Source organism: Corynebacterium nuruki S6-4, assembly GCF_007970465.1.
Lineage (GTDB): Bacteria > Actinomycetota > Actinomycetes > Mycobacteriales > Mycobacteriaceae > Corynebacterium > Corynebacterium nuruki.
Genome location: NZ_CP042429.1, coordinates 3,014,095 through 3,036,567, shown reverse-complemented (window position 1 = coordinate 3,036,567; position 22,473 = coordinate 3,014,095). Strand labels below are relative to the sequence as shown.

19 protein-coding genes are annotated in these 22,473 nt (G+C 67.2%); 5 read left to right on the top strand and 14 right to left on the bottom strand.

All coding sequences use genetic code 11. The features are described 5' to 3' along the window. The first annotated feature begins 96 nt into the window (after positions 1-96). Positions 97-1,002, top strand: coding sequence for a hypothetical protein (locus FSW06_RS13750; protein WP_010119693.1), 906 nt, complete (start codon positions 97-99; stop codon positions 1,000-1,002). Positions 1,003-1,082: 80 nt separating this feature from the next. Here FSW06_RS13750 and manA read toward each other — a convergent pair whose 3' ends face one another. The 3 genes from manA to FSW06_RS13735 all read right to left on the bottom strand — a co-directional run bounded on the left by manA (position 1,083) and on the right by FSW06_RS13735 (position 4,186). Next, the gene (manA, locus tag FSW06_RS13745; RefSeq protein ID WP_010119694.1) at positions 1,083-2,276 is read right to left on the bottom strand and encodes a mannose-6-phosphate isomerase, class I; all 1,194 of its coding nucleotides are present in this window, start codon (positions 2,274-2,276) and stop codon (positions 1,083-1,085) included. A 28-nt stretch (positions 2,277-2,304) separates the two neighbouring features. Then, entirely contained in the window at positions 2,305-3,696 is a 1,392-nt protein-coding gene (locus tag FSW06_RS13740) for a phosphomannomutase/phosphoglucomutase (protein WP_010119695.1), read from the bottom strand. A 61-nt stretch (positions 3,697-3,757) separates the two neighbouring features. After that, a complete protein-coding gene (locus FSW06_RS13735; protein WP_010119696.1) occupies positions 3,758-4,186 on the bottom strand; it encodes a DUF3499 family protein in 429 nt (142 codons plus the stop codon). 116 nt (positions 4,187-4,302) lie between these two features. On the opposite strand from FSW06_RS13735, the gene FSW06_RS13730 reads away from it, so the two are divergent. After that, positions 4,303-4,812, top strand: a complete 510-nt coding sequence (locus FSW06_RS13730) for a metallopeptidase family protein (protein ID WP_010119697.1) — start codon at positions 4,303-4,305, stop codon at positions 4,810-4,812. 16 nt (positions 4,813-4,828) lie between these two features. On the opposite strand, the gene FSW06_RS13725 is transcribed toward FSW06_RS13730, so the two are convergent. The 4 genes from FSW06_RS13725 to rfbD form a co-directional block, all read right to left on the bottom strand. After that, a complete protein-coding gene (locus tag FSW06_RS13725) occupies positions 4,829-5,149 on the bottom strand; it encodes a WhiB family transcriptional regulator (protein ID WP_416372534.1) in 321 nt (106 codons plus the stop codon). 399 nt (positions 5,150-5,548) lie between these two features. Beyond that, entirely contained in the window at positions 5,549-6,646 is a 1,098-nt protein-coding gene (gene manB, locus FSW06_RS13720) for a mannose-1-phosphate guanylyltransferase (RefSeq protein ID WP_010119699.1), read from the bottom strand. Between the two features lie 150 nt (positions 6,647-6,796). Then, positions 6,797-7,711: a glycosyltransferase family 2 protein gene (locus FSW06_RS13715; RefSeq protein ID WP_010119700.1), complete on the bottom strand. Its 915-nt coding sequence runs from the start codon at positions 7,709-7,711 to the stop codon at positions 6,797-6,799. Positions 7,712-7,713: 2 nt separating this feature from the next. After that, on the bottom strand, positions 7,714-8,571 hold the full coding sequence (gene rfbD / locus FSW06_RS13710; RefSeq protein ID WP_238525937.1) for a dTDP-4-dehydrorhamnose reductase: 858 nt from the start codon (positions 8,569-8,571) through the stop codon (positions 7,714-7,716). An 88-nt stretch (positions 8,572-8,659) separates the two neighbouring features. On the opposite strand from rfbD, the gene FSW06_RS13705 reads away from it, so the two are divergent. Beyond that, positions 8,660-10,456, top strand: coding sequence for an LCP family protein (locus FSW06_RS13705; RefSeq protein WP_010119702.1), 1,797 nt, complete (start codon positions 8,660-8,662; stop codon positions 10,454-10,456). A gap of 37 nt (positions 10,457-10,493) precedes the next feature. On the opposite strand, the gene FSW06_RS13700 is transcribed toward FSW06_RS13705, so the two are convergent. After that, positions 10,494-12,302: a bifunctional ADP-dependent NAD(P)H-hydrate dehydratase/NAD(P)H-hydrate epimerase gene (locus tag FSW06_RS13700; RefSeq protein WP_010119703.1), complete on the bottom strand. Its 1,809-nt coding sequence runs from the start codon at positions 12,300-12,302 to the stop codon at positions 10,494-10,496. Positions 12,303-12,408: 106 nt separating this feature from the next. Between FSW06_RS13700 and FSW06_RS13695 the strand changes: the two genes are divergently transcribed. Together FSW06_RS13695 and FSW06_RS13690 are read left to right on the top strand one after the other, a co-directional pair. Beyond that, entirely contained in the window at positions 12,409-13,005 is a 597-nt protein-coding gene (locus FSW06_RS13695; RefSeq protein WP_139024414.1) for a VanZ family protein, read from the top strand. 10 nt (positions 13,006-13,015) lie between these two features. Continuing rightward, positions 13,016-13,720: a TIGR03089 family protein gene (locus tag FSW06_RS13690; RefSeq protein ID WP_010119705.1), complete on the top strand. Its 705-nt coding sequence runs from the start codon at positions 13,016-13,018 to the stop codon at positions 13,718-13,720. A 7-nt stretch (positions 13,721-13,727) separates the two neighbouring features. On the opposite strand, the gene FSW06_RS13685 is transcribed toward FSW06_RS13690, so the two are convergent. From FSW06_RS13685 to FSW06_RS13660, 6 genes are all read right to left on the bottom strand, one after another. Then, on the bottom strand, positions 13,728-14,390 hold the full coding sequence (locus FSW06_RS13685; protein WP_010119706.1) for a hypothetical protein: 663 nt from the start codon (positions 14,388-14,390) through the stop codon (positions 13,728-13,730). Positions 14,391-14,411: 21 nt separating this feature from the next. After that, the gene (locus tag FSW06_RS13680) at positions 14,412-15,188 is read right to left on the bottom strand and encodes an ABC transporter permease subunit (RefSeq protein ID WP_010119707.1); all 777 of its coding nucleotides are present in this window, start codon (positions 15,186-15,188) and stop codon (positions 14,412-14,414) included. Between the two features lie 5 nt (positions 15,189-15,193). Then, positions 15,194-16,159: an ABC transporter ATP-binding protein gene (locus FSW06_RS13675; protein WP_010119708.1), complete on the bottom strand. Its 966-nt coding sequence runs from the start codon at positions 16,157-16,159 to the stop codon at positions 15,194-15,196. A 79-nt stretch (positions 16,160-16,238) separates the two neighbouring features. Next, entirely contained in the window at positions 16,239-16,904 is a 666-nt protein-coding gene (locus FSW06_RS13670; protein WP_139024415.1) for a hypothetical protein, read from the bottom strand. A 223-nt stretch (positions 16,905-17,127) separates the two neighbouring features. Continuing rightward, a complete protein-coding gene (locus FSW06_RS13665) occupies positions 17,128-18,459 on the bottom strand; it encodes an ISL3 family transposase (RefSeq protein WP_146881353.1) in 1,332 nt (443 codons plus the stop codon). A 1,811-nt stretch (positions 18,460-20,270) separates the two neighbouring features. After that, positions 20,271-21,602, bottom strand: coding sequence for an ISL3 family transposase (locus FSW06_RS13660; RefSeq protein WP_029450384.1), 1,332 nt, complete (start codon positions 21,600-21,602; stop codon positions 20,271-20,273). Between the last annotated feature and the right edge of the window lie 871 nt (positions 21,603-22,473).

Here is a 22,473-nt window from a genome sequence, read left to right as displayed (position 1 = left end):
GGTTTATCTAGGACTTATGCCGTGCTACGGTAGAAGCAATTTCGTGACCATTTCGTGATACTCGGTGATCACCGGAAGCCAGGAAGGAGGGCGACCATGAACTACGACATCACCCCCGAGCCGCCCGCCGACAACGGGTCCACCACGCCCGGACGGGGTGCCGACGAGGGCACCACCGCACACCACCAGTCCCTCATCGCCGACGAACGCCGCGCAGCGCAGCGCGGCAACCGGCTCGTCGGTGCCTTCGCCGCCGTCGGCCTCGTCATCGCCGCCGGAGTCGGTCTCGTCGCCTGGCAGTCCGCCGGCCCCGACAAGCAGCCGTCACACCAGGACGTCAACGAGGCCGCCAACGGCCACAACGTGACCTCCACGGTCAGCGAGGCCACCTCGCGCCCCTCCCGCCCGTCGCAGGACCAGGGCCGCCCCCAGAACCAGGGCACCCCGGGAGCGGACCGTCCCTGGCAGGATCCGTCACCCCAGTCTGTCCCGACAACCGGTTACGCACCACTCACCGATGACCCCTTCCTCCCGCCGAACTCCTGGGACGGCGGCCACTACGTGAACCCGGGATCACCGGAACAGACGGCACCCGGTCCCCTCACGGCGAATGCACCGGCTCCGTCGGACACCGCGGACAGCCCGACGACAACCACCACTCTGACGACGCCGCCCACCTCCGACGGTATCGGGATCCCGGATCTGCCCGGCATCTCCGACCTGCCGGACCTGCCCGATCTCCCGGGCAGCGGAACGAGCTCCCCGGCGGAATCTGCCCGGCCCGACAAGCCCGTCAACCCCGTCAAGCCCGACAACCCGGACAGCCCCGCCCGACCCGGCATCGCCGCCGAACCATCGGAGCCGGCGGAGCCGTCTGAGCCGTCAGAGGCGACGGGGGCACCGGACACCGCGGCACAGGGCCACCGGACCGGGCCGCTCCCCGGCCAGAGCAGCCGCGCGGCAACGACCGGCGGCACCACGGACACCACCACCGCGCGCTGATCCCCCGGGACGGATCTGCCCCGGTCAGTCGGCCGTGCAGGTCGAACCGGTCACGCCGGTCATGTCTGTCACGCCCGGCGTCATCCCGCCGTCGCGATGAACCCCTGACCGAGCGCCGTGACCGACACCGGAGGACACGCCGCCGGAACCCACGCCGCCTGTCCCGGCCGCAGGATTTCGGGGACGCCGCCGTCCACCCCGTCGCCGGCGAGTTCCACACCCGTCCGGGTGGCCAGCACGACTGCCGGACCGCTGACCTCGACGGCGCGGCCCTCCTCACAGCGGCGCAGGGTGAAGTCCCGCACCGGGACCTCGTAGAAGCCGGTGGCGTCCGCGTGCCGTACCGGATCCGCCAACTGGCTGAAGTCCACGACCCGCATGAGCTCGGGGACGTCCACGTGCTTCGTGGTCAGTCCCCCGCGCAGGACGTTGTCCGAGTTCGCCATGATCTCCACACCGGTACCGTGCAGGTAGGCGTGCAGCTGTCCGGCGGAGAGGAACACCGCCTCCCCCGGCTCCAGCACGACATGGTTGAGCAGCAGTGAGATCAGCACCCCGGAATCGCCGGGATACTGTGCGGCCAGGCCGGCAGCCACCTCCGCGGCGCCGAGCATCCATTCCTCGACGGCCGTGTCCCCCGCCCCGGCACGCGCGGGCAGACCACGGCAGGCCGCCGCCACCGCATCGACCAGCGGAGCCTTCGCGCTCTCCGGGAGAGTGATCCAGGTGGTGACCAGCGCACGCAGGTCTTCATCGGCATCGGCACCGCCGAGGACGGCGGTGGTGCGGGCCAGCTCCGGCACATCGAGCACCGCCAGGAGCCGGCGGGACCGCTCCAGCGGCCGGAATCCGGTGAGCGCCTCGAACCGGGTGAGCGCGACAAGCAGCTCGGGCTTGTGGTTGTCGTCCTTGTAGTTGCGGTTCGAGGCGGTCAGCGGGACGCCCTCCCGGTTCTCCCGGTCGAAGCCCTCCTCCGCCTGTTCCTTCGTCGGATGGGCCTGGAGGCTCAGTGCCTGGTCCGCGGCGAGCAACTTCAGCAGGAACGGCAGCCGGTCGCCGTCGCGGTGCGGACCCAGCTGGCCGTCGGGATCGGCCGCGATGGCGTCCGCCAGGGACCCGTCCGTGCCGTCGAGCCGGCATGCGGCGGCGGGGTGGGCGCCGAACCACATCTCCGCTTCGGGATGGTCGGTCGGCAGTGGTCGTCCGGTCAGCTCCGCCAGGGCGGTGCGGGATCCCCAGGCGTAGGTACGGACAGTCCCTTCCACCCGGTGCACGGTCGCTACAGTCACAGTCGGTCCTCCGTCATCCACGGATGACCGCGAGGGCCTTGTCGACGATCTCCTGCACCCGCTCGTGGGTCTTCGCCTCGACGTTGAGGCGCAGCAGCGGCTCGGTGTTGGAGGCTCGGACGTTGAACCACGACCCGTCGGACAGTTCGACGGTCACACCGTCGAGGTCATCGGTGGACTCGGTCTCCGCGGCGAAGGCCTCGACGACGGCGCGGGTACGGTCCGCCTGGTCGGCGACCTCGGAGTTGATCTCCCCGGAGGCCTCGTAGCGCGAGTACGCCTTCTTGAGCTCCGACAGCGGCAGGTCCTGGCCACCGAGGGTCGCCAGCACGTGCAGCGCGGCGAGCATGCCGGAGTCGGCGTTGAAGAAGTCCGAGAAGTAGTAGTGGGCGGAGTGCTCCCCACCGAACACGGCGTGCTCCTCGGCCATCCTCGCCTTGATGAAGGAGTGGCCGACCCGGGTCCGGACCGGCGTGCCGCCCTTCTCGCGGATGAGCTCCGGCACCGCCTTGGAGGTGATGAGGTTGTGGATGATCGTCGCGCCCGGGTTCTGGTCGAGATAGCGCTCGGCGATGATGCCGCAGATCGCCGAGGGGCTCACGGCTTCGCCGAGCTCGTCGACGATGAAGCACCGGTCGGCGTCGCCGTCGAAGGCGATGCCGATGTCGGCCTTCTTCTCGACGGTGTACTTCTGCAGGTCGACGAGGTTCTTCGGGTCCAGCGGGTTGGCCTCGTGGTTCGGGAAGGTGCCGTCGAGCTCGAAGTAGAGCGGGTCGACCGTGAGCGCCGGCTCGGTGCCGAGCACGGCCGGGGCGCTGAGGCCGCCCATCCCGTTGCCCGCGTCGACGGTCACGGTCAGCGGCCGGATGTCCAGCGGCACGAGCTTCTTCAGGTAGGTCGCGTAGTCGTCGAGGACGTCCTTCTCCGAGGCGCTCCCCTCGGCCCCGTCATAGGCGGGGACGCCGTCGACGAGCATGTCGACGATCTCCGCCAGCCCGGTCTCCTGCCCCACCGGGCGTGCGCCGGAACGGCACATCTTGATGCCGTTGTACTTCGCCGGGTTGTGCGAGGCGGTGAACATCGCACCGGGGCAGTCGAGCGAGCCCGAGGCGAAGTACAGCTCGTCGGTGGAGGTCAGCCCGAGCGTGGTGCTGTCCAGTCCCTGCGAACGCACCCCCTCGGCGAACGCCGCCGCGAGGTCCGGGGAGCTCGGCCGCATGTCGTGGCCGATGACCACCGCGGACGCCCCTTCACCCCGCATGAGGTGGGCGAAGGCCGCCCCGGCGTCGCGGACGAGGTCCGCGTCGATGCCGTCACCGACGACGCCTCGGACGTCGTAGGCCTTGACGACGGAGGCGAGTGACTCGCGGGTCCGGGGTTTCCGGGGCGTCTCGCTGGAAGTCATGATCTGGTGCTCCTTTACGGTCGGGGTGACTCACATCGGGTGGGGTGAGGAATGTACCGGGTCATTCCTGCAGGTCGCGCACGGCGTGCAGGTGACGCGGCGGCGTGTGCCGCGGCAGGTTGCGCCGGGAGGGGTGGCGTCCGCTCGGCTGTTCCAGGTCCGCGGTGCGGACCACCCTCGTCGATGCGACGGGGTCCGGGGTCTTCCGCGGTCCGGTTGTGTCTGTCCGGCCCGGCCGGCCCGGTTGACCCGGTCCGTCGGCCTGCCCGTCACCGTCATCCGCGGCGAGTGCCTCGGCGAGGACCTGCATCTCCTCGTCGGAGAAGTCCTCGCTGACACCGCCGTCGACGTGGTCGAGCGTCCATCCTTCGGGGACGGAGAGCCGGCCGAGGTGCCGGGAACACAGGTCCCAGCTGTGCGGGTCACTCTGAGCATCGAGGGAGCCCACCGTCGCCACCCTGGCACCGTAGTTGTAACGCAGGGTCGCCACCGCCGGACGTCCACAGCCGGGTCTTGAACACAGTCGGAAGTCGGTCACCCGCCCTACTCTAGTGGATCGCCGCCCGCGCCTGTCGTGACCCGGCCGTGCCGTGTCCCCGGGATAGAATGACCGGCATGGACGGACACACCGGGAGCTTCGGTCACGACAGGTCGGCACGGTCGATCCAGCGCGACACCAGGGGACGCGGCCTGCGGGGTGTACTCATGCCCCGGCTGCCCCGGCAGCAGACCCGGTCGGAGAAGTTCGACAGCGCTGTCCTGGACGTCTACGCGGACGTCCTCGACCGGTTCGGCGACGAGCTCGACGGCCTCGACATCGCCGTGGACACGGTCCCCCGCATGCGGCTGGAGGTCTCCGCCCCCCGGTGGTCCGACGAAGTCGCCGCGGACGGTCCGGTGCCGCTGGGACGGCTGGTTCCCGCAGGTGTCGACGAGGAAGGTACCCCGACCCGCCCCCGCCTCATCGTCTTCCGCCGTCCGGTCGAGCAGCGTGCGGAGACCCCGGAGGAGACCGAGCAGTGGCTGCGGTTCATCTTCGCCCGGCTGGTGTCGACCTACCTGAACATCACCCCGGACCGGGTCGACCCCCGTCTCGACTGGGACTTCTGGGACTGACGTCCGGTCCCGGCGGCTACCCCAGCCGCTTCTTGAGGCGGCGACGCTCGCGCTCGGACAGTCCGCCCCAGATCCCGAACCGCTCATCATGTTCGAGTGCGTACTCGAGGCACTCGTCGCGGACCCCGCATGCGCGGCAGATCCGCTTCGCCTCCCGGGTCGATCCGCCCTTCTCCGGGAAGAACGCCTCCGGATCGGTCTGGGCGCACAGCGCCTGCTCCTGCCAGTCCTGCTCGACCGCCTCGAAGAGGACGTCGAAGTCGCTGGTGAGGTCCGAGTGGGGTGCCAGCGCGTCCGGATCGGTGTTCCCGACAACGAGCCGGCCGTTCCGGATCACATCCTCAGCGGACGACCCGTCAGAGACCGGACCGGGAAAAGCATCGGTCGGCTTGTCCACGCCACTCCCCTTTCCGTTGGTCGTCGGGCTGTTTCTTATGAGATTACACACGGGTAGTTCTCCCCCGTCAACCACACCGCCCTCGACCTACTGCCACTTCCGTCACATCCGTCACAGGAAACACAGTCGTGCTCCAGACGTGGAGCAGCTCGGACACGACATGTCCACACGCCACCCCCGCCCGGCACAACATCTGGGTGAAATTACCCTGCGTGGGGCGGAAAACCACAAGATATTGAAAAAATGTGGTCCGCCCCCGATCTGAAAGCCCCCCACCCCCCCCCTGTCCGGCGTCCCCCGGTGTCCCCGGCGTCCCCCGGCGCCCCTCGGGGAGTCCCGTCACACGTCGGGAGAGAACCGCACCCCGCCGTCCGGGATGACGATGCCGGGCCACACCCGCGCCCCGTCGACCAGTTCGCACCGGGCGCCGATGACGGCACCCTCACCGATGACGGCACCGGAGAGGTGCGCCCGGGCCCCGATACGGGCACCCGCGGCGATCACACTGTTCTCGATGATCGCACCCGCCTCGATCTCCACGCCCTCGAAGACGACCGAACTGTCGATACGGACGCCGCCACCGACCTCGGAGCCACGCCCCACCACGGTGCCGCCGAGGAGCAGCGCACCGCCGGCGACCGCGGCGGAACCGTCGACGAGGGACTCGCCGTGCCGGCCGTCGAGCAGCGGGGACGGTGCGATCCCCCGGACCAGGTCCGAGGAACCGCGCACGAAGTCACCGGGCGTCCCCAGGTCACGCCAGTACGCCTGGTCCACATGCCCGAACACGCGCGCGCCCCGGGCGAGCAGCTCCGGGAACACCTCGCGCTCGACCGAGACCGACTTGCCCGCCGGGATCGTCTCGATCACCTCACGCTGGAAGACGTAGCATCCCGCGTTGATCTGGTCCGTCGGCGGATCCTCCGTCTTCTCCAGAAACGCGGTCACCCGGCCGTCACTGTCCGTGGGCACGCAGCCGAAGGCCCGCGGGTCGGGGACCCGCAGCAGGTGCAGCGTCACATCCGCCTCATTGCGGGCGTGGGTGTCCAGCACAGCCTGCAGATCGGTGCCGCCGAGGATGTCACCGTTGAACACCATCGCACGGTCGTGGCGCAGCCGCGGCAGGACATTCCGGATACCGCCGCCGGTGCCCAGCGGTTCATCCTCGACGACGTACTCGATCTCCAGACCGAAATCGGCGCCGTCGCCGAAGTACTCCTCGAAGACCTCCGCCTTGAACGACGTCCCCAGCACCACATGGGTCATCCCCGCCGCCCGGATGCGGGCGAGCAGGTGGGACAGGAACGGGTAGCCGGCCACCGGGAGCATCGGCTTCGGGATCGAGTTCGTCAGCGGACGCAGCCGGGTACCCTTACCGCCGACGAGAATGACGGCGTCGGTCCCGGCGGCGAGATCGGACGCGGGGGTGTCAGTCATGGCCTGGAAAATTCCTTCCCTGTCAGGATGGGTGAGGGGCAGTCGGACGGACCTACGGTTGTCGGTCACCCGTCGCAGGGTACCGCGCCCACCGGACGCCGTCGTGCACCGCCACGGCCGGGGGCACCGGCGGTGCGCCCCAGTTGCGCCCTAGTTGCGCTCTGCCTGCCCTGTTCTCAGCGCCCGCTGTGCCGACCACAGCGCGACCGCACACCGGACCTTCAGCCCCGCCCACAGCACCCACCGCACCGGAGCCTGCCACCGGGCGTCCAGCCGGTCCGCCTGGAACCGGTAGGCACTCTCGTGGTGCGCCGGCACCGTGATCTCCGGGTGGGCCGAAGCCGAATGCCCCTGGGCGTGGGTGATCTCCGCCGCCGGGGTGAAGATGTTCTCCCGGCCCGAACGGGCCAGCCGGTCCCCCAGGTCCATGTCCTCCATGTACATGAAGTACCGCTCGTCGAAGCCGCCGATCGCGTCAAAGGCGTCCCAGCGCAGCAGCTGGCAGGAGCCCGACAACCACCCGGAGGTCCGTTCCCGGGTCATGTCCGCGTCGTCGCGGTACCGGCGGCTGAACGGGTTGTCCTTCCACACCTTGCCCAGCAGGGCATGCCCGATACCGGAGACCAGGGTCGGCACCGCCCGTGCCGACGGGTACACCGACCCGTCGACCTCGTGGATCAGCGGGCCGACCGCCCCGGCGCGCGGGTGGCGTTCCGCCGCCGCGATGAGTTCGTCGACAGCCCCGGGGTGGAAGACGACGTCCGGGTTGACGATGACGACGAACTCGTCGTCGATCTCCCCGGCGGCCCGGCGCGCCCGCAGTGTGTCGATCCCCCGGTCCATGCCCGCCCCGTAGCCGATGTTTCCGCCGGTGTGCAGCAGCTCGGCGAAGCTGTACTTCGCCTCCGCGGCCTCCGGGGCGCCGTCGGTCGACCCGTTGTCCGCCATCACGACCACCGCCCCCCGGTCGGTGGCCCCCGGGACGGAGTCCAGGAACCGGGTGAGGTACTCCCCCGGGGAGTAGGTCACGGTCACGATGCCGATCGGCGCTGCGCTGTCATTCACGGCTACCACCGTAAACCACGGGCCAGCGCGTCCCGCCACTCCGGCGGTCGGCCCACCGCCGCCGTCCACGGGGCGAGGTCGAGCACCGACCATTCCGGACGCGGCGCCGGTGTCGGGTACTCCGCCGTCGTGCAGGGCCGCACCCGCTCCGGATCGTGGCCCAGTCCCGCGAACACGGCGCGGGCGAGGCCGCACCAGGTCACCGGCTCCCCGGAGTTCGTGTAGTTGAGGATGCCCGGCGTGGCGGCGTCCGGACGCCGTACAAGATCCCACAGTCCCGCGGCGAGATCCGGTGCGTAGGTGGGACGCCCCGTCTGGTCGTCCACGACCTGCGGATCCACCCCGCGCCCGGCGAGCTCGGCCATCGTCGTGACGAAATCCTTGCCCGGTGCCGCGGGACCCGACCACACCCAGGACGTGCGCACCACCGTCCCGCCGGCGTCGAGCACACCCCGCTCACCCTGCTCCTTCGTCGCCCCGTAGACATTCACCGGACGCACCGGGTCATCGACCCGCCACGGCCGGTCCCCGGCGGGCCGGCCGGAGAAGACATAGTCGGTGGAGACGTGGAGGAACCGGGCCCCGACCTCCCGGGCGGCCCGGGCCAGCAGGCCGGGGGCGACGGCGTTGACCGCGGTGACCTCGGCCGCGTTCGACGGGTCCTCGGCCGCGTCGACGGCGGTGAAGGCCGCGGTGTGGATGACGGCGTCCGCCCCGTCGAAGAGCCGGCGGGCCGCGGTCATGACGGTGTCTCTGCTACCCCCGGTGAGGTCGAGTTCGCGGCGGGTCAGTGGCTCGGCGCCGAGGGCCACAAGTTCCCGCCCGACCTGACCGGTCGCGCCAGTTGCGATGATTCTCACAGGTGAATGATACGGCCGCGGCCGTGGCGTTCGCCCCGTCAGCTAGTAAAGTCTGCCCCGACCCGTGCCCAGAACCGAAAGGTGAACGATGAGCGACTCCACCGGAGGCCGCCACTCCAGGCGCTCCCGTGATTCCGGCGACCCCCACGATCAGCGGGGCGCGGGCACGCCCCGGGGCGACCGGCGCTCCCGGAACAGTTCCTCCGCGTCGGACAGTCGCACCCCGGGCACCCGCACCCCCCGCACCGTCGCCGGGGACGGTGCCGCCCTCGTCCACCGCCAGCTCGGCCCCACCCCGGTCAAGGTCGTCCTCGCGATCGTCGCGGTCCTCCTGCTCGTGACCGGCGGCTACGCCTATTCCGCCATCGGCCGGCTCGACAGCAACATCAACCAGGCCGGGGGTCTCAACCTCGGCGACCAAAAGGACGGCGCCACCGATATCCTCCTCGTCGGTATTGACTCGCGGACCGACGCCAAGGGCAACCCGCTGTCCCAGGAGCAGATCGACATGCTGCGTGCCGGTGAGGCGGACACCACCAGCACCGACACGATGATCCTCATCCGGATCCCCAATGACGGCTCCTCCGCCACCGCAGTCTCCCTGCCGCGCGACAGTTACGTCGACGGTGGCGACGAGCTGGGCAACACCAAGCTCAACGGTGTCTACGGCGGAACGAAGTTCATGAAGAAGGACGAACTCGAGCAGGAGGCCGCCGCCGAGGGCAGGGAGCCTGACGAGAAGTCCATCGACGAGAAGTCCACCCAGGCCGGCCGAGAGGCCCTCATCCACTCCGTCGGCAACCTCACCGGCATCACCGTTGACCACTATGCCGAAGTCGGTCTCCTGGGGTTCCAGATGCTGACTGACGCCGTCGGCGGCGTGGACGTCTGCCTCAACAACCCGGTCGACGAGCCGCTGTCCGGTGCGAACTTCCCGGCGGGCCGGCAGACCCTCGATGGCCAGGACGCCCTGAGCTTCGTCCGGCAGCGCCACGATCTCCCCCGTGGTGACCTCGACCGCATCACCCGGCAGCAGGCCTACCTGGCGAGCCTGTCGAACAAGATCCTGAGCTCGAAGACCCTCACAGACCACGGAATGCTCGACAGACTCAATAAAGCAATCGAGAGTTCGGTGACGATCGACTCCGGCTGGGACATCATGAACCTGGCCACCCAGATGCAGAATCTCTCCGGCGGCAATGTCACCTTCCAGACCATCCCGGTCACCAGCATCGACGGCACCAGCGACGACGGCGAACAGTCCGTGGTCACCGTCGACCCCGAGCAGGTGCACAAGTTCTTCGAGGATCTGCTCGGCGAGGACGGCGACTCCTCCGACAGCTCCGACTCCTCGGGCTCTTCCGGATCCTCGGAGTCTGCGGACGACAACATCCCGGACTACGACCCGGCCGAGACCACGGTCAACATCTTCAACGGCGGCAGTGTCGACGGTCTGGCCTCCCGCGTCGGCGACCTCGTTTCCGACCGGGGCTTCGCCATGGGCGAGGTCGGCAACCACGACGAGTCGGGGGTCTCCGAGAGCCAGGTCAACGTCGCAGACACCAGCGACCCGGCGGCCCGGGACCTGGCGAAGCGGCTCGGTGGCCTGGAGGTCGTCCAGGACAGCAGCCTCGCCCCCGGCACCGTCAGCGTGACCCTCGCCAACGACTACTCCGGCCCCGGTGCGACCGCGGACGACACCCGCACGCTCGACAGCTCCACGTCCGGCAGCAGCGACAGCTCCGGGTCCGGCAGCAGCAGCGGATCCGGGTCCGGCAGCAGCAGCGGCTCCGTCGGCACCCCGGGCACCATGGGGGACACCAGCACCGAGGAGAACAAGGACCCGATCGACGCCGGCGGCGACGGACTCATGTGCGTCAACTGACCGGCGGACGGAGGCCGCTGGTGCCAGGCCCCCCGGTTCAGGACGCGGTGCTGCGCCGGGTGGTGGCGGGGCCGCTGCGCGCCCAGGCCCGCGGCACGGCATCCGCGATACGGGACGCCGAGGTCGGCGCATAACCGTCGGGGGTCTCCGCGGCGACCGCCGCGGCCAGCGAGTGCAGTGCCACGGCCCGCGCCGCCGGGAAGGCCACCCGCGGGTACCGTGCGGCGTGTTCGGCCAGCAGCGCACCCGTGATCCCGGAGAGCACGTCACCAGAGCCCGGCGTCGCACCCCAGGAGGTCCCCGCATCCACGCAGATCACCCGGGTCGAGGGGTTGTCACCGTCCCGTCCGGCCCGCGCCCGGTCCACCACGACGGTGTGCCGGCCCTTGAGCAGCACCGCACAGTGCAGCGCCTCAGCCAGGGCCACCGTCGCGGCGATCCGGTCCTCGTCCGGGTCGGGGATGCCGGCGTCCACCGCAGCGGCCAACCGCCGGAACTCCCCGGCGTGCGGGGTCAGCAGGGTCACCCGGTCATCACGCTGTGCCCCCTGCTCCCCCGGTGACCGGGCGATGAGTTTGTCCCGCAGTTCTGCCCGCTCGGCGAGCAGGGTCAGGGCGTCGGCGTCGATGAGCAGCGGCTCGGGCCGGTCCAGCAGCGTGGCGAGTTCGGCGGCGGCGAGCTCCCCGGTCCCCCGCCCCGGTCCGACGGCCCAGGCCTGCACCCGGCCGGTCTCGGCGACCGTCGGCGACCAGATGACCTCCGGGGTCGCGCGCAGCACCTCGGGGGCGCCACCGCCGACGTAGCGCACCATCGCACTCGTCGTCCGGACCGCACCGGTGGTGGCCAGCACCCCGGCCCCCGGATAGGTCGAGGAACCCGCACAGATCCCCACCACCCCGCCGGTGTACTTGTCGTCGTCGGGGCCGGGCTCGGTGGGTCCCTCCAGCTGCGCGGCGTGCAGGTCGGGTTCGACCAGGCCGGACTCCACCGGGATGGCGGGGTCCCACCGGCCGCCGTGGTCGAGACCCCCGCGCACGTGCCGGGCGTCCGGGGCAGGGATGACCGCCAGCGAGAAGCCGACGTGGACGCCCGGCCCCCGCGACGACCACCGGTCGATCTCCGCGAGCCGGTCACCGATCGAGTCCCCGGAGTCCAGGGCGGGGTCGGCGAGCAACACCTGCCCGCACCAGGCGCTGACCGCATGGGCCCGCCGCCAGCCGCCGAAGGTGACGGTGACGTCGGCGACGGCATGGGACGGGAACGGCATGGCGGCTCCCACCAGCGGGTCGGTCGCCTCCACCGGGTCGGGGGTGGCACCGGTGTCCGCGTCGATGCCGGAGGGCACGTCGACCGACAGCAGCGGGACCATCCAGCGGTCGGCCATGTCCAGCACCACCGCCGCCTCCGGCCACACCCCGCCGGCCCCGCCCATGCCGAGGATCCCGTCGATGAGCAGCCGGTACGGGGCGGGCCGGTCGGCCCACAGGTCGTCAAAGTCGACCACCTGTCCCCCGGCCCCGGTGAAGGCGTCCAGCGCGGTCTGCTGTGCCCGTACCTCCCCGGTGGTCCGGTCGCGGCCCAGCAGCACGGCGTCCACCGACCACCCCTCGGCGAGCAGGTCCCGGCCGGCGTAGAGGGCGTCCCCGCCGTTGCCGCCGCCACCGACGGCGAGCAGGATGCGCGTCGCCCGGGGGTTCACCGGGGTGCGGGTCAGCATCATCCGGGCGGCGGCGGAGACCCCGGCGGCGGCGGACTGCATGAGTTCATCGGTGCGGGTCTCGGCATCCAGCAGCGGTGTCTCGGCCTGGCGGATCTGGTCGACGGTGTAGACGGTGGAGCTGTCCATGCCCCCACGCTAGCCGGACCGGCGGATGCCAGGCCGCTGCCAGCTCACCCCCATCCCCCGGGCATCCCCCGCACCTAGGCTGTCAGCCATGTCTACACTCACCGGCATGCCTGCCCCACGTGTCCCGCGCACGATCCCCGGCACGGTCGGGCGCCGCCGGCCCGCACCCGGCCGGACGCGGTGGACCTGGACCGCACTCGTCGGCTACGTCGGCGTGGTGGTGGCGCTGACGTGCCTGAAGTCCTTCTACTCGATCGGGCTGCTGTGGAAGCCGGAGAACCAGCGCACCCGCGAGCTGCGGCTCGTGCCGTTCGGGATCATCCACGATTCGTCGACGACCTTCGGCGCCGCCTTCGACATCCTCGGCAATGTCGCCTTCTTCGTGCCGGTCGGACTGCTGCTGATGAATCTCACCCGCCGGCTGTGGCTGACCGTGGGCGTGGCCGCGGCGGCCAGTGTGCTCATCGAGGTGACGCAGTACATCTTCCTGCTGGGGCGCAGCGATGTCACTGACGTGCTGTGCAACACCGCCGGCGCCCTGGTCGGCGCGGTCGTGTCGTGGCTGTTCCTGCGGGGCTCGTCGACACTGGCGCGCAGGTGGGCGACGGTGGTCACCGCGGTCACTCTGGTGGCTGTGGTGGTGTTCGCCGCGCTGGTGCTCCTCGGCCCGGTGCTCGGGAATCCGGCGGAGGTCGCCGGGTAGTCTGGCCGCCATGGATCTCATGGCGCCCTTTCTCGCGGCGGACCCGGCGTCCCCCCGCATCACGACGTACACCGACCGCGGGCGGATGGAACTGTCGGCGGCGACGGCGGCGAACTGGGCGGCGAAGGGCGGCAATCTCGTCGCCGGGGAGCTGGGGCTGATGCCCGGGGACACGGTCGCGGTGGATGCGCCGGCCGACTGGCTGCCCGCCGCGCTGGTGCTCGGCTGCTGGCGGGCCGGAGTGGCGGTGTGTTCACCGGCCTCCCCCGCGTTCGGGGACGCCGCGGCGCTGGTCACCACGGATCCGGACGCGCACCCCGACTTCACCGGTGAGGTGCTCGCCCTGTCCACCGACCCGTTCGGCCGGGGGGTGGCGGAATCCGGCGGCGAGGTGCCGTTCGGGGTGACCGACCTGTCGCCGGAGCTGCGGGTGCAGGGCGACCGCTACGCCGGCCCGGAGTCCGGGGCCGGCGAGGTGCTGCTGCGGGACGCCTCGGGTGCCGCGCTCACCGGTGCGGACCTGCAGGCCCGGGCGGCGGCACGGTTCGGGCAGGACGCCGTGCGTGCGGTCTCCCCCGCCTGGTCGGACACCGACGGTCTCGTCGACCGGCTGCTCCCGCTGTTCGTCGGCGGATCGGTGGTCGTCAGCACCGACGGTGCCGCGGCCCGGCTGGCCCATCTCGCCGAGGTGGAACGCGGCACGGTCGCAGACTGAGCCGGCCTCAGTCGATGCCGATGACGGCGGTGACCAGGTCACGCGCCTGCGACAGCGGATGCTCGGCGAAGCGGGCGTCGTACTCCCGGTCCTCCGAGAGGTTCGCCAGCAGGTAGCCGTCGGCCGGGGTCAGGGACGGGTCGTAGGGGTCGACGAACCAGCCGACGAGTCCCCCGTCGGTGATCTCGATGGCTCCCTCGCGGCGCTTGAGGTCCATCACCGCGGCGTCCCGCAGCCCGGTGACGCCGGTCTCGGTGAAGAAGCCCTGGATCTGCCAGGGTTCGAGGTACTCGCCGTTGTCCACCGCCAGGTGCAGGGTGAGGTTGTACTGCATCCCGGCGCCGGTCCCGGAGCCGTCCCCCTCGTCCGGCGGGAGGGTCTTGACGATGGTGTAGACGATGACGTCCCCGGCGGGGGTCTCCCCCGCGTCCGCCTCGACGAGTCCGGCGTGGAACTCCCGCAGGCTCGGGCGGATGCCGGCGACGACCTCGTCCCGGTCCACCGGCATCATCTGGGAGGTCAGTGGCGCGATCGTCACCACCGCGTTGCTCCCGGCGAGCTGGTAGCCCACCGCGACGGTGCCCGGGGCGTCCTCCGGGAGGGTGTTGAGCATCTCCCAGTCGTCGGGGAGGTGCAGGGTGCGGCCGGTCTGTCCGAGCGGGATGTCCATGCCGCCAGGCTACCGGGTGGCTCAGCGGACGTCGGCGCGGTGGTTGCGCCACAGGCCGACGGCGCTGAGGACGACGAACCAGGCGACGATCACCAGGTAGCAGGCGGCGGTGCCCAGGCCGAGGCCCAGCGGGTCCTCCCCGGACATGAGCTGGTTCATCCGCTGCCCGGGGGCGACGGCGGCGAGCGGGCGGAAGATGTCGATGTGTTCGGCGGCCATGCCGAGCATCCCGTCGATGACGAGCAGCCACGCCACCGGCACGGCGACCGCGGCCACCTGGGAGCGGATGATGCAGGCCAGGCCGACGGTCATCGCGGCGAACAGGACCGAGGTCACCAGCCCGACGACCGGCAGGTGCGTAGCCGTGCCGAGGGCCAGGGTGCCGCCGAGGGCTGCGCCGACGCCGACGGCCAGGACGGTGCCGACCACGAAGGTGACGGCGATGAAGACCGTGGTGACGAGTATTTTCGCGGCGACCCACTGCCAGCGGCGTGCCTGGGTGAGGAATGCCTGGGCGTGCAGGTGGTTGCGGATGTCGCCGGCGGTGGTGGCGGCGGCGAAGATCACGGCGATGAGCTGGAAGATCTGCAGGCCGAACAGGATGGTGGACCAGTCCATGTCGGTGCCGTGTTTGCCGAAGATGCCGATGAGGGTGACCGGGCCGAACAGGGAGCCGGTGAGCAGGACGGCGTACACGGCGGAGGCGCGGACGCTGAACAGTTTCGTCGTCTCGGCGTGGACGGCGCGGATGAATGTGGTCAGGGTAGACTGCGTGGACAGGGTGGACGGGGTGGACATGACGGTCAGTTCCTTCCGGCGGTGGCGGTTTCGGTGCGGTACTCCTGGGCGTCCGCGGTGGCGGCGAGGAACCTGGATTCCAGGTCGGCGGTCTCGGCGCGCAGCCCGGTGACCGGGACGGACGCCGCCAGGGCGATCTCGGCGACGGCCCGGCGGACCTCGGCGTCGGTGCCGCCGTCGGGGATCTCGACGGTGAGGTCGGCGGACGGACGGTCCCCGCCCCCGGTCCCAAAGGCGGCGGCGAAACCGGCGTCGCGCAGCCGGGTGCCCAATGATTCGCTGAACTGCGGTGAGGGGGTTTCGACCAGGACGTGGCTGCCGCCGGCGAGGAACTCGTCCATGGTGTACTCGCCGATCATCCGACCGCGGCCGATGACGACGAGGCGGTCGGCGGTGAGCTGCATCTCCGACAGCAGGTGGGAGGAGACGAGGACGGCACGGCCCTGGGCCGCCAGCGTGCGGATGGTGTGACGCATCCAGCTGACGCCCTCCGGGTCGAGGCCGTTGACGGGTTCGTCGAGGATGAGGTGCTTCGGATCGCCGAGCAGGGCGCCGGCGAGGCCGAGGCGCTGCTTCATGCCGAGCGAGTAGCCGCCCACTTTCTTGGACGCCGCCTCGGTGAGCCCGACGATCGCGAGGCACTCCTCGACCCGGCGGTCGGGAATGCCGGCGCCGCGGGCGAGGACGCGCAGGTGGGACCGTCCGCTGCGGGCGGGGCTGAACCAGCCGGCGTCGAGCAGGGCGCCGGCGACGGAGGACTTGTCGGGCAGGGCGGTGAAGTCGCTGCCGTCGACGGTGACGGTGCCGGAGCTGGGTCGGTCGAGGCCGAGGATGCAGCGCATCGTGGTGGATTTGCCGGAGCCGTTGGGGCCGAGGAAGCCGGTGACGGTGGCATCGGGGACGGTGAAGGAGAGGTCGGTGACGGCTTCTTTCCTGCCGTACCTCTTGTGCAGGTCGGTGACGGTGATCATGGACTACATGGTCGTCGCCGGCCGGCCGGCGTTCATCGGTCCACGGGCTGATTGTGTGGTGGTCTGTGGCGCTGGCCGGTCATACCTGGGTATGAGCGGTGGTTGCGTCAACCGCTTTCCAACCGCGGAGCGGGAAGTCCACCACACACCGAGCCGGAGCACCGGCAGCACCTTTCCCTGCCACCATCTCCCCGTCGACAATCACTCCCTGCAGTGATGTTCCACGCGAATGTAACAGCGAAACGCGGGTGATACGGGACACCGTACCGTATCTCAAGAGAACCACTTCATCATCTGTCACTCTGATCTTCCAGGGCCTCAGCGCTTCGGCGATATACACGACGATTCCGATGCAGCCCACAACAAGTACCGTTGTCGACTTTCTACGCCACGACATGACCCCGTCCGCAGCGCCGAGCATTTTCCACCCAACGAACACGACAACCACGAAGAATGAAATGAATGAGGGGTAGGATGCGAGACGATCAACCAGAGATAGCCTATATTCTCCATTAATTATATCCGCCGGTCCACCGCTCTTAGACCTTCTGTTGCACAGATACGTCATGACCCACATCAGAGTGAAAGCACACAGGACAACAGCGACGACAAGCGAGGAGATGTCCCCACTAAGAGACCCATGGGCGATAAGAACAATCATCAGAACGATACTGATGCCTTGCCCACCAAATATCAGTATGTAAGTACCGATGCTTTTTCCAAACTTAAAATCACTATGGGTCATAAGAACCCTCCTGGAACCCGTTGACTGATTGCCGCGCCAGCAACTACCCCTCCTGTAACACCCGCCATCACCCGAACCGCAGGAGCCGCCACTAGCAGTACAAATAACCGCATTCGAACAACAGCCTCCATATCATGTTGTAACCACAGGGTTTTGTAGACTCCACCAGCCACCGCGATGACCGGGAATCCCTCTCTGGCTGACTAAAAGGGCTCTTCCGGTTTCAGAGTGCGTTGATTGCACCCCGGAGTCCGCCCGAGTGGATCAGTGACCTCAAGATGTAGTTGGCCTTGTTCCTGAACCCCAGGGCGATACCGCGCAGGTGCTCCAGCTTGCCGTTGATGTTCTCCACCGGCCCGTTGGACGCACCGGTGTCGAAGTAGGCGAGGATGTCGGCTCGTCGCCGCCACAGCGTCTGGCCCAGCACCCGCAGTTCCCGCAGGTCGTTGGGGATCTTCACGTGTAGCGCCTTGATGACCTTGAACATCCGCAGCTTCCCGTCGCGGGGCCGGTCCGCTTGGTATGCCGCAAGAATCTCCTGGTAGAAATGCCACGTCATCTGCACCGGAAGGTGTGCCTCGCTGGTGAGCACCTCATCGAGCTTCGCCGCGTTGGTCGGGGTCACCAGTGACTTGCGGGTCAGCAGGATGCGCCGGATCCCGTACAACGGATCCCCCGACCGCCCGCGGTGACCTGTCGTCTCATTCTGGACCCTTTGTCGGCATGCGGTGAGCTTGTCGATGGCCAGATGGACGACGTGGAACGGGTCCATGACCTGCCTGGCCTGACTCAGATGCTGGGTCGCGGCTTTCGCGTAGCCGGTGAACCCGTCCATGGTCACGACCCGGATCCGGTGGCGGAACGTGCTGCCGCGGGCATCGAGCCAGTCGCCGAAGGCGTCGGCACTGCGGCCGGGCACCATGTCCAGGAGCCGGGCCGAGCCTACCCCGTCGACCAGTGGGGTCAGGTCCACGATGACGGTGACGAAGCCGGGGGACCCGTCGCCGCGGACGTGCTTCCATTTGTGCTCGTCCACGCCGAGGATCCGGACCCGGTCCAGTCGGGTGGGATCTCCGTAGGACAGGTGCCGGCAGGCTGTCAGGGCCAGCTGGTTGGTCTTGTCCCAGCCGATCCCCAATGCCCGGGCGCAGGCTTTCACGCTCATGCCGTCGATGGCCATGCGCTGGAGGATCCAGCGGGTCACCCGGTGGGTCACAGACTGTCGATCCTCAGCGGCCTGTGGGATCGACGCCCGGAAGACGGTGACAGGACAATCGTCGTTGCCGCAGGCCAGCCGGGGTACACGGACGTGCAGGAGGCTGGGGTGGCCGACGATAGGCAGGTCCGTAAGCCGGCGTTCGACATGGTCACGGACCCGGCAGGCATACCCGCAGCCCGGGCAGTTGAGGTCGAAGGTCACTGGGTGGCAGTACAGGTGGGTGACGTTTCCGGCGTCGGCGGCGTTGTCGATCGACAGGCCCAGCTCGGCAGTCCGGCAGATCGTGTCGGCGACGAGGTTCGGGGCGGGACCAGGGGTAACGGTAGGGTGAGACATGGATCCTGGAGCGGTTGGATGGATGCTTAAGACACCTTCATCCTGTCACTGCAGGGTCCTTCTACGTTCCCGGCCCCAGCCCCTACATGTTGTGGTGGCCCATCCGGCCTGCTGCACACCTGCTACGCACTCTTCATCCGGAAGAGCCACTAAAAGCAACCCCAAAAGGATGGACACCACGGATCCAAACATCCAACTATGCTATACATCGATTATTGCTCATGATCTAGTACACTGAACAGTTCTCTGGCGGACTCAGGGTAATCGTCCGGCAATTTCCACCCTCGACCGAAACAAAATTCTGCCAGCCTTTTCCGACCATCCCTCCAGGTTCGTACATATACTCGAATGTCGACCACCACCTTCTTCAGTTTTGGCAGTGCGATGAGGCTCTCTTCGCGCCAACGCACGAGCCAATATTGAATTATTGACGCCGCCACACCGAATACGGCCAACGACAAATCCCCGGTAGCAATGGCGCCGACGATTCCACAATCAGGATTAAGGCGCTGATAGAAATCGTCGATCCGTGCGCCACCGCTTTTCTATACTCCGAACGCGGACGAGGATATAGGCTCATCCTCAAGCCCGACAAAAGTGTCGCAGTAATCATAAGAAGCAATATAATATATACCACCATTGCAGATCCCTGAGCTTCTGGAAACGTTCCTCTATACCGTCAGTCAAAGAGTCTAGCCTGCTGACTAATAACCCTTGCCTGCGATGTCCGGCAGCTCGACATGCGCACTCGGACCACCGGTGCTGCCCACATCGTCGGGCTTTGCACCCCTTGGGTGAAACCGGCCCTGCGCCGACGTACCGCCGCCGATATCGACGCCGCAACCGATCTGTTAGCCCGTCTCGAAGTATGCGACGGTCCGCTTCGAGGCCCCGTCCCCGCCGATCCACACCCACCCGTCGGCTGTGGTGGCTCGGGCACCGACCAGCGGGAAGAGTCGGCTCAGTGACGCCGACGGTGGATTCACCAATCTAATCGGGACGAGCGGTGATTTCACCGTCATCGGAATTCGCGCGCCAGGGCAGTAGCCCTGAAGCCACTAGAATTAGGGGCTCCGACTTCGTCGAGCAGCATCTCGGAGCAGGCTGGGGAACTTCCTACACCGAAGGTCCGCGTATTTCGATTCAGTCCTAAATATTGTCCGAAAGCATCGTTCCGTCGAACGGCGCCGGAGACAGTGCCCACCCAGAGCTCACAAGAGTCAGCGCCACCATATATAGGCGCGCTACGAATAACGCTGGGTACTTCTATTTGACAATTTCCGAAATCGCCATAGTGTAGCTATATAACGACCAAGGAACAGAAATCAAAAAGATGGTTCCGGAAAATCCGGATGACTTGACGACGAATTCCATTTTCGGCTTGAAATATAAAAACAATACAACGTAGACCACTGCTAGTATTATGACTTCCGCAAACGAGTAGGCTATGATTCCGATCCCGGGTAGCGTCATCACTCCGCAGAGACGATAAACTACAACAGCGTCATAGGATACGAACTGGCCTATCACCCCTCTTAGGAGTATATGGAATACTATATAGAATGGGATTGCTGTCGCAATTCCATATATAACACAGTCGGACCTATCTGACCTCGGGAGAAATTTGGTTCTCACAGTCGGACCGCCTCCGAAATTACATTTCCTTCGCCGGAAACCTCAAAAGGCTTAGCGATCCCCATCAATGAAGCCTCATAAGTATTTTTCGGGGCATATTCTGCCTGATCAACCTCCTCATGAGCGCCAAAATAATACCAGTCCCAATCGTGCACAGTATGTTGGCTCTTCCGGTTTCAGAGTGCGTTGATTGCGCCCCGGAGTCCACCCGAGTGGATCAGTGACCGCAAGATGTAGTTGGCCTTGTTCCGGAACCCCAACGCGATGCCCCGCAGGTGCTCGAGCCTGCCATTTAAGGCCTCGACAGGACCGTTGGATGCCCGGGTGTCGAAGAACGCCAGGATGTCCTTCCTGCGCTTGTTCAACGTCCGGCCCAGACTGCGCAGCTCCTTGAGCTCATCGGGCACTTTCTTGTCCAGTGCTTTCATCACCTTGAACATCCGCTTCTTTCCTTCACGAGGCTGGTCCTCACCGTAGGCGGCGATCATCTCCTGGTAGTAGCGCCACGTGACCTGGACCGCCACATGCTCATCAGCGGTGAGCACCTCATCGAGTCGCTCACCGCGTTTCGGGGTCACCAGGGAGATCCGGGTCAGCATCGTGCGGCGAATGCCGTACAGCGGATCGCCTTTCCTGCCCCGGTGGCCCAGCGTATCGTTCTGCACCCGCCGTCGGCAGTCATCGAGCTTGCCCGCTGCCAGGTGGACCACGTGGAACGGGTCCATCACCGTCCGCGCGTGGGCGAGGTGCTTCTCGGCGGCGGTGGCGTAGCCGGTGAACCCGTCCATCGTGGTGATCTTGACGGTGTCGCGGAAGTTCTGGTCCCGATCGGCCAGCCAGTCGCCCAACGCGTCAGCTGACCTGCCCGGCACCATGTCCAACAGGCGTGCCGGGCCGGTACCGTTCACGACCCCGGTGAGGTCACAGATCACGGTGACGAATCCCGGGGAGCCGTCACCGCGGACGTGCTTCCACTTGTGTTCGTCCACCCCGAGGACCCGGACGTGTTTGAGACGGTTCGGGTCCCCGTAGGCCAGGTGCCGACATGCGGCAACGGCAAGATCATTGGTCTTGTCCCAGCCGATACCCAACGCGCGGGCGCAGGCTTTGACACTCATATTGTCGATGGCCATGCGTTGCAGGATCCACCGGGTCACCCGCCGGGTCACCGACTGCTTGCGACCAGCAGCTCGGGGAAGTCCAGCCCGGAAGATGCTGCCCTGGCAGCGTGGGTTGTCGCAGGCGTAACGCGGCACACTCACGTGCAGCACACACGGATGTCCAACGATCGGGAGGTCGGTCAGCCGTCGTTCGACGTGATCGCGCAGTGTCCCGACCTCGTGGCAACCAGGGCATGCAGCGTCGATGGCGGTGGGGTGGCAGAACAGGTGGGTGACCTCGCCGGCGTCGGCGGCGTTGTCGATCGACAGGCCCAACTCGGCTGTGCGGCAGATGGTGTCGGCGACGAGGTTCGGGGCAGAAGCGGAGGTGACGGTAGGGTTGGGCATGGATCCTGTGGTTGACGAGGTTGTTGATTAGACACCTTCATCCTGTCACTGCAGGGTCCTTCTACGTTCCCGGCCCCAACCCCCTACATGTTGTGGTCCCTCATCCGCCTTGCTTCATCCCCGCTACGCACTCCCGATCCGGAAGAGCCAGTATGTTCGTAGCGCACTTCAGAACTACCCTCTGATCCCGCGCTAGGACAAATGACGACTGTGGTAGTTGTCGACATATCGTGTCTTCCCATAGGCTGATCATAATCGTCATTCCCGGTTGATCGATATTGACTTCAAAGATGCACGAACTGCCTGGTTCACCGACCCAGACTACACAGATGCAAGGAAGATGGGCGCCTCCTTCACCCGGGCCAACTCTGAAATCATTCTTCCCTGCCGAATTCTCGACGTAGTCCTCGATTTCAAAGAACATGAAACAACAGCCCCACACTGAGAAGCTTCACTCTTATATATTGAGACACCAATCCATAATTCCCTGATCGATCGCTTGAGAAGATACCAACGTGAGAGTCACTTGCAAGACTGAGCTATCCCCTACTGATCGATATGCACTTTCGGAAGCATGACGAATCCCATGAGCATCATAGTTACCTTTCATATGACACCACTCAGAGGATTCCGATGGCCCGTTAAAACGAAATCCTACGGCATTCGACTCCGACCGCGCGGCGGATATCAACATTCGTCTCGATACTGACCCCGAAAACTTAAAACCCGAGACTACGATCGTATCAGCAATTGGCCCATCCACAGATGAAATAGTCTTCAAATTCGAGTACAATGCGCAGCCGTCAGGACTCTCCGAATAATCTACTCGCACCCACGCATCCGGCACCTTCAGAGCGCTCAAATACTTATT

What these genes read in the sequence shown, in the direction of transcription:
- FSW06_RS13695 (WP_139024414.1), top strand. Translation starts at nt 12,409, where the DNA reads ATGCCTGCCCCACGTGTCCCGCGCACGATCCCCGGCACGGTCGGGCGC.
- FSW06_RS13660 (WP_029450384.1), bottom strand. Translation starts at nt 21,602, where the DNA reads ATGCCCAACCCTACCGTCACCTCCGCTTCTGCCCCGAACCTCGTCGCC.
- FSW06_RS13750 (WP_010119693.1), top strand. Translation starts at nt 97, where the DNA reads ATGAACTACGACATCACCCCCGAGCCGCCCGCCGACAACGGGTCCACC.
- FSW06_RS13740 (WP_010119695.1), bottom strand. Translation starts at nt 3,696, where the DNA reads ATGACTTCCAGCGAGACGCCCCGGAAACCCCGGACCCGCGAGTCACTC.
- FSW06_RS13680 (WP_010119707.1), bottom strand. Translation starts at nt 15,188, where the DNA reads ATGTCCACCCCGTCCACCCTGTCCACGCAGTCTACCCTGACCACATTC.
- FSW06_RS13700 (WP_010119703.1), bottom strand. Translation starts at nt 12,302, where the DNA reads ATGGACAGCTCCACCGTCTACACCGTCGACCAGATCCGCCAGGCCGAG.
- FSW06_RS13730 (WP_010119697.1), top strand. Translation starts at nt 4,303, where the DNA reads ATGACCGGCATGGACGGACACACCGGGAGCTTCGGTCACGACAGGTCG.
- FSW06_RS13705 (WP_010119702.1), top strand. Translation starts at nt 8,660, where the DNA reads ATGAGCGACTCCACCGGAGGCCGCCACTCCAGGCGCTCCCGTGATTCC.
- FSW06_RS13670 (WP_139024415.1), bottom strand. Translation starts at nt 16,904, where the DNA reads ATGACCCATAGTGATTTTAAGTTTGGAAAAAGCATCGGTACTTACATA.
- FSW06_RS13685 (WP_010119706.1), bottom strand. Translation starts at nt 14,390, where the DNA reads ATGGACATCCCGCTCGGACAGACCGGCCGCACCCTGCACCTCCCCGAC.
- FSW06_RS13690 (WP_010119705.1), top strand. Translation starts at nt 13,016, where the DNA reads ATGGATCTCATGGCGCCCTTTCTCGCGGCGGACCCGGCGTCCCCCCGC.
- FSW06_RS13675 (WP_010119708.1), bottom strand. Translation starts at nt 16,159, where the DNA reads ATGATCACCGTCACCGACCTGCACAAGAGGTACGGCAGGAAAGAAGCC.
- manB (WP_010119699.1), bottom strand. Translation starts at nt 6,646, where the DNA reads ATGACTGACACCCCCGCGTCCGATCTCGCCGCCGGGACCGACGCCGTC.
- FSW06_RS13665 (WP_146881353.1), bottom strand. Translation starts at nt 18,459, where the DNA reads ATGTCTCACCCTACCGTTACCCCTGGTCCCGCCCCGAACCTCGTCGCC.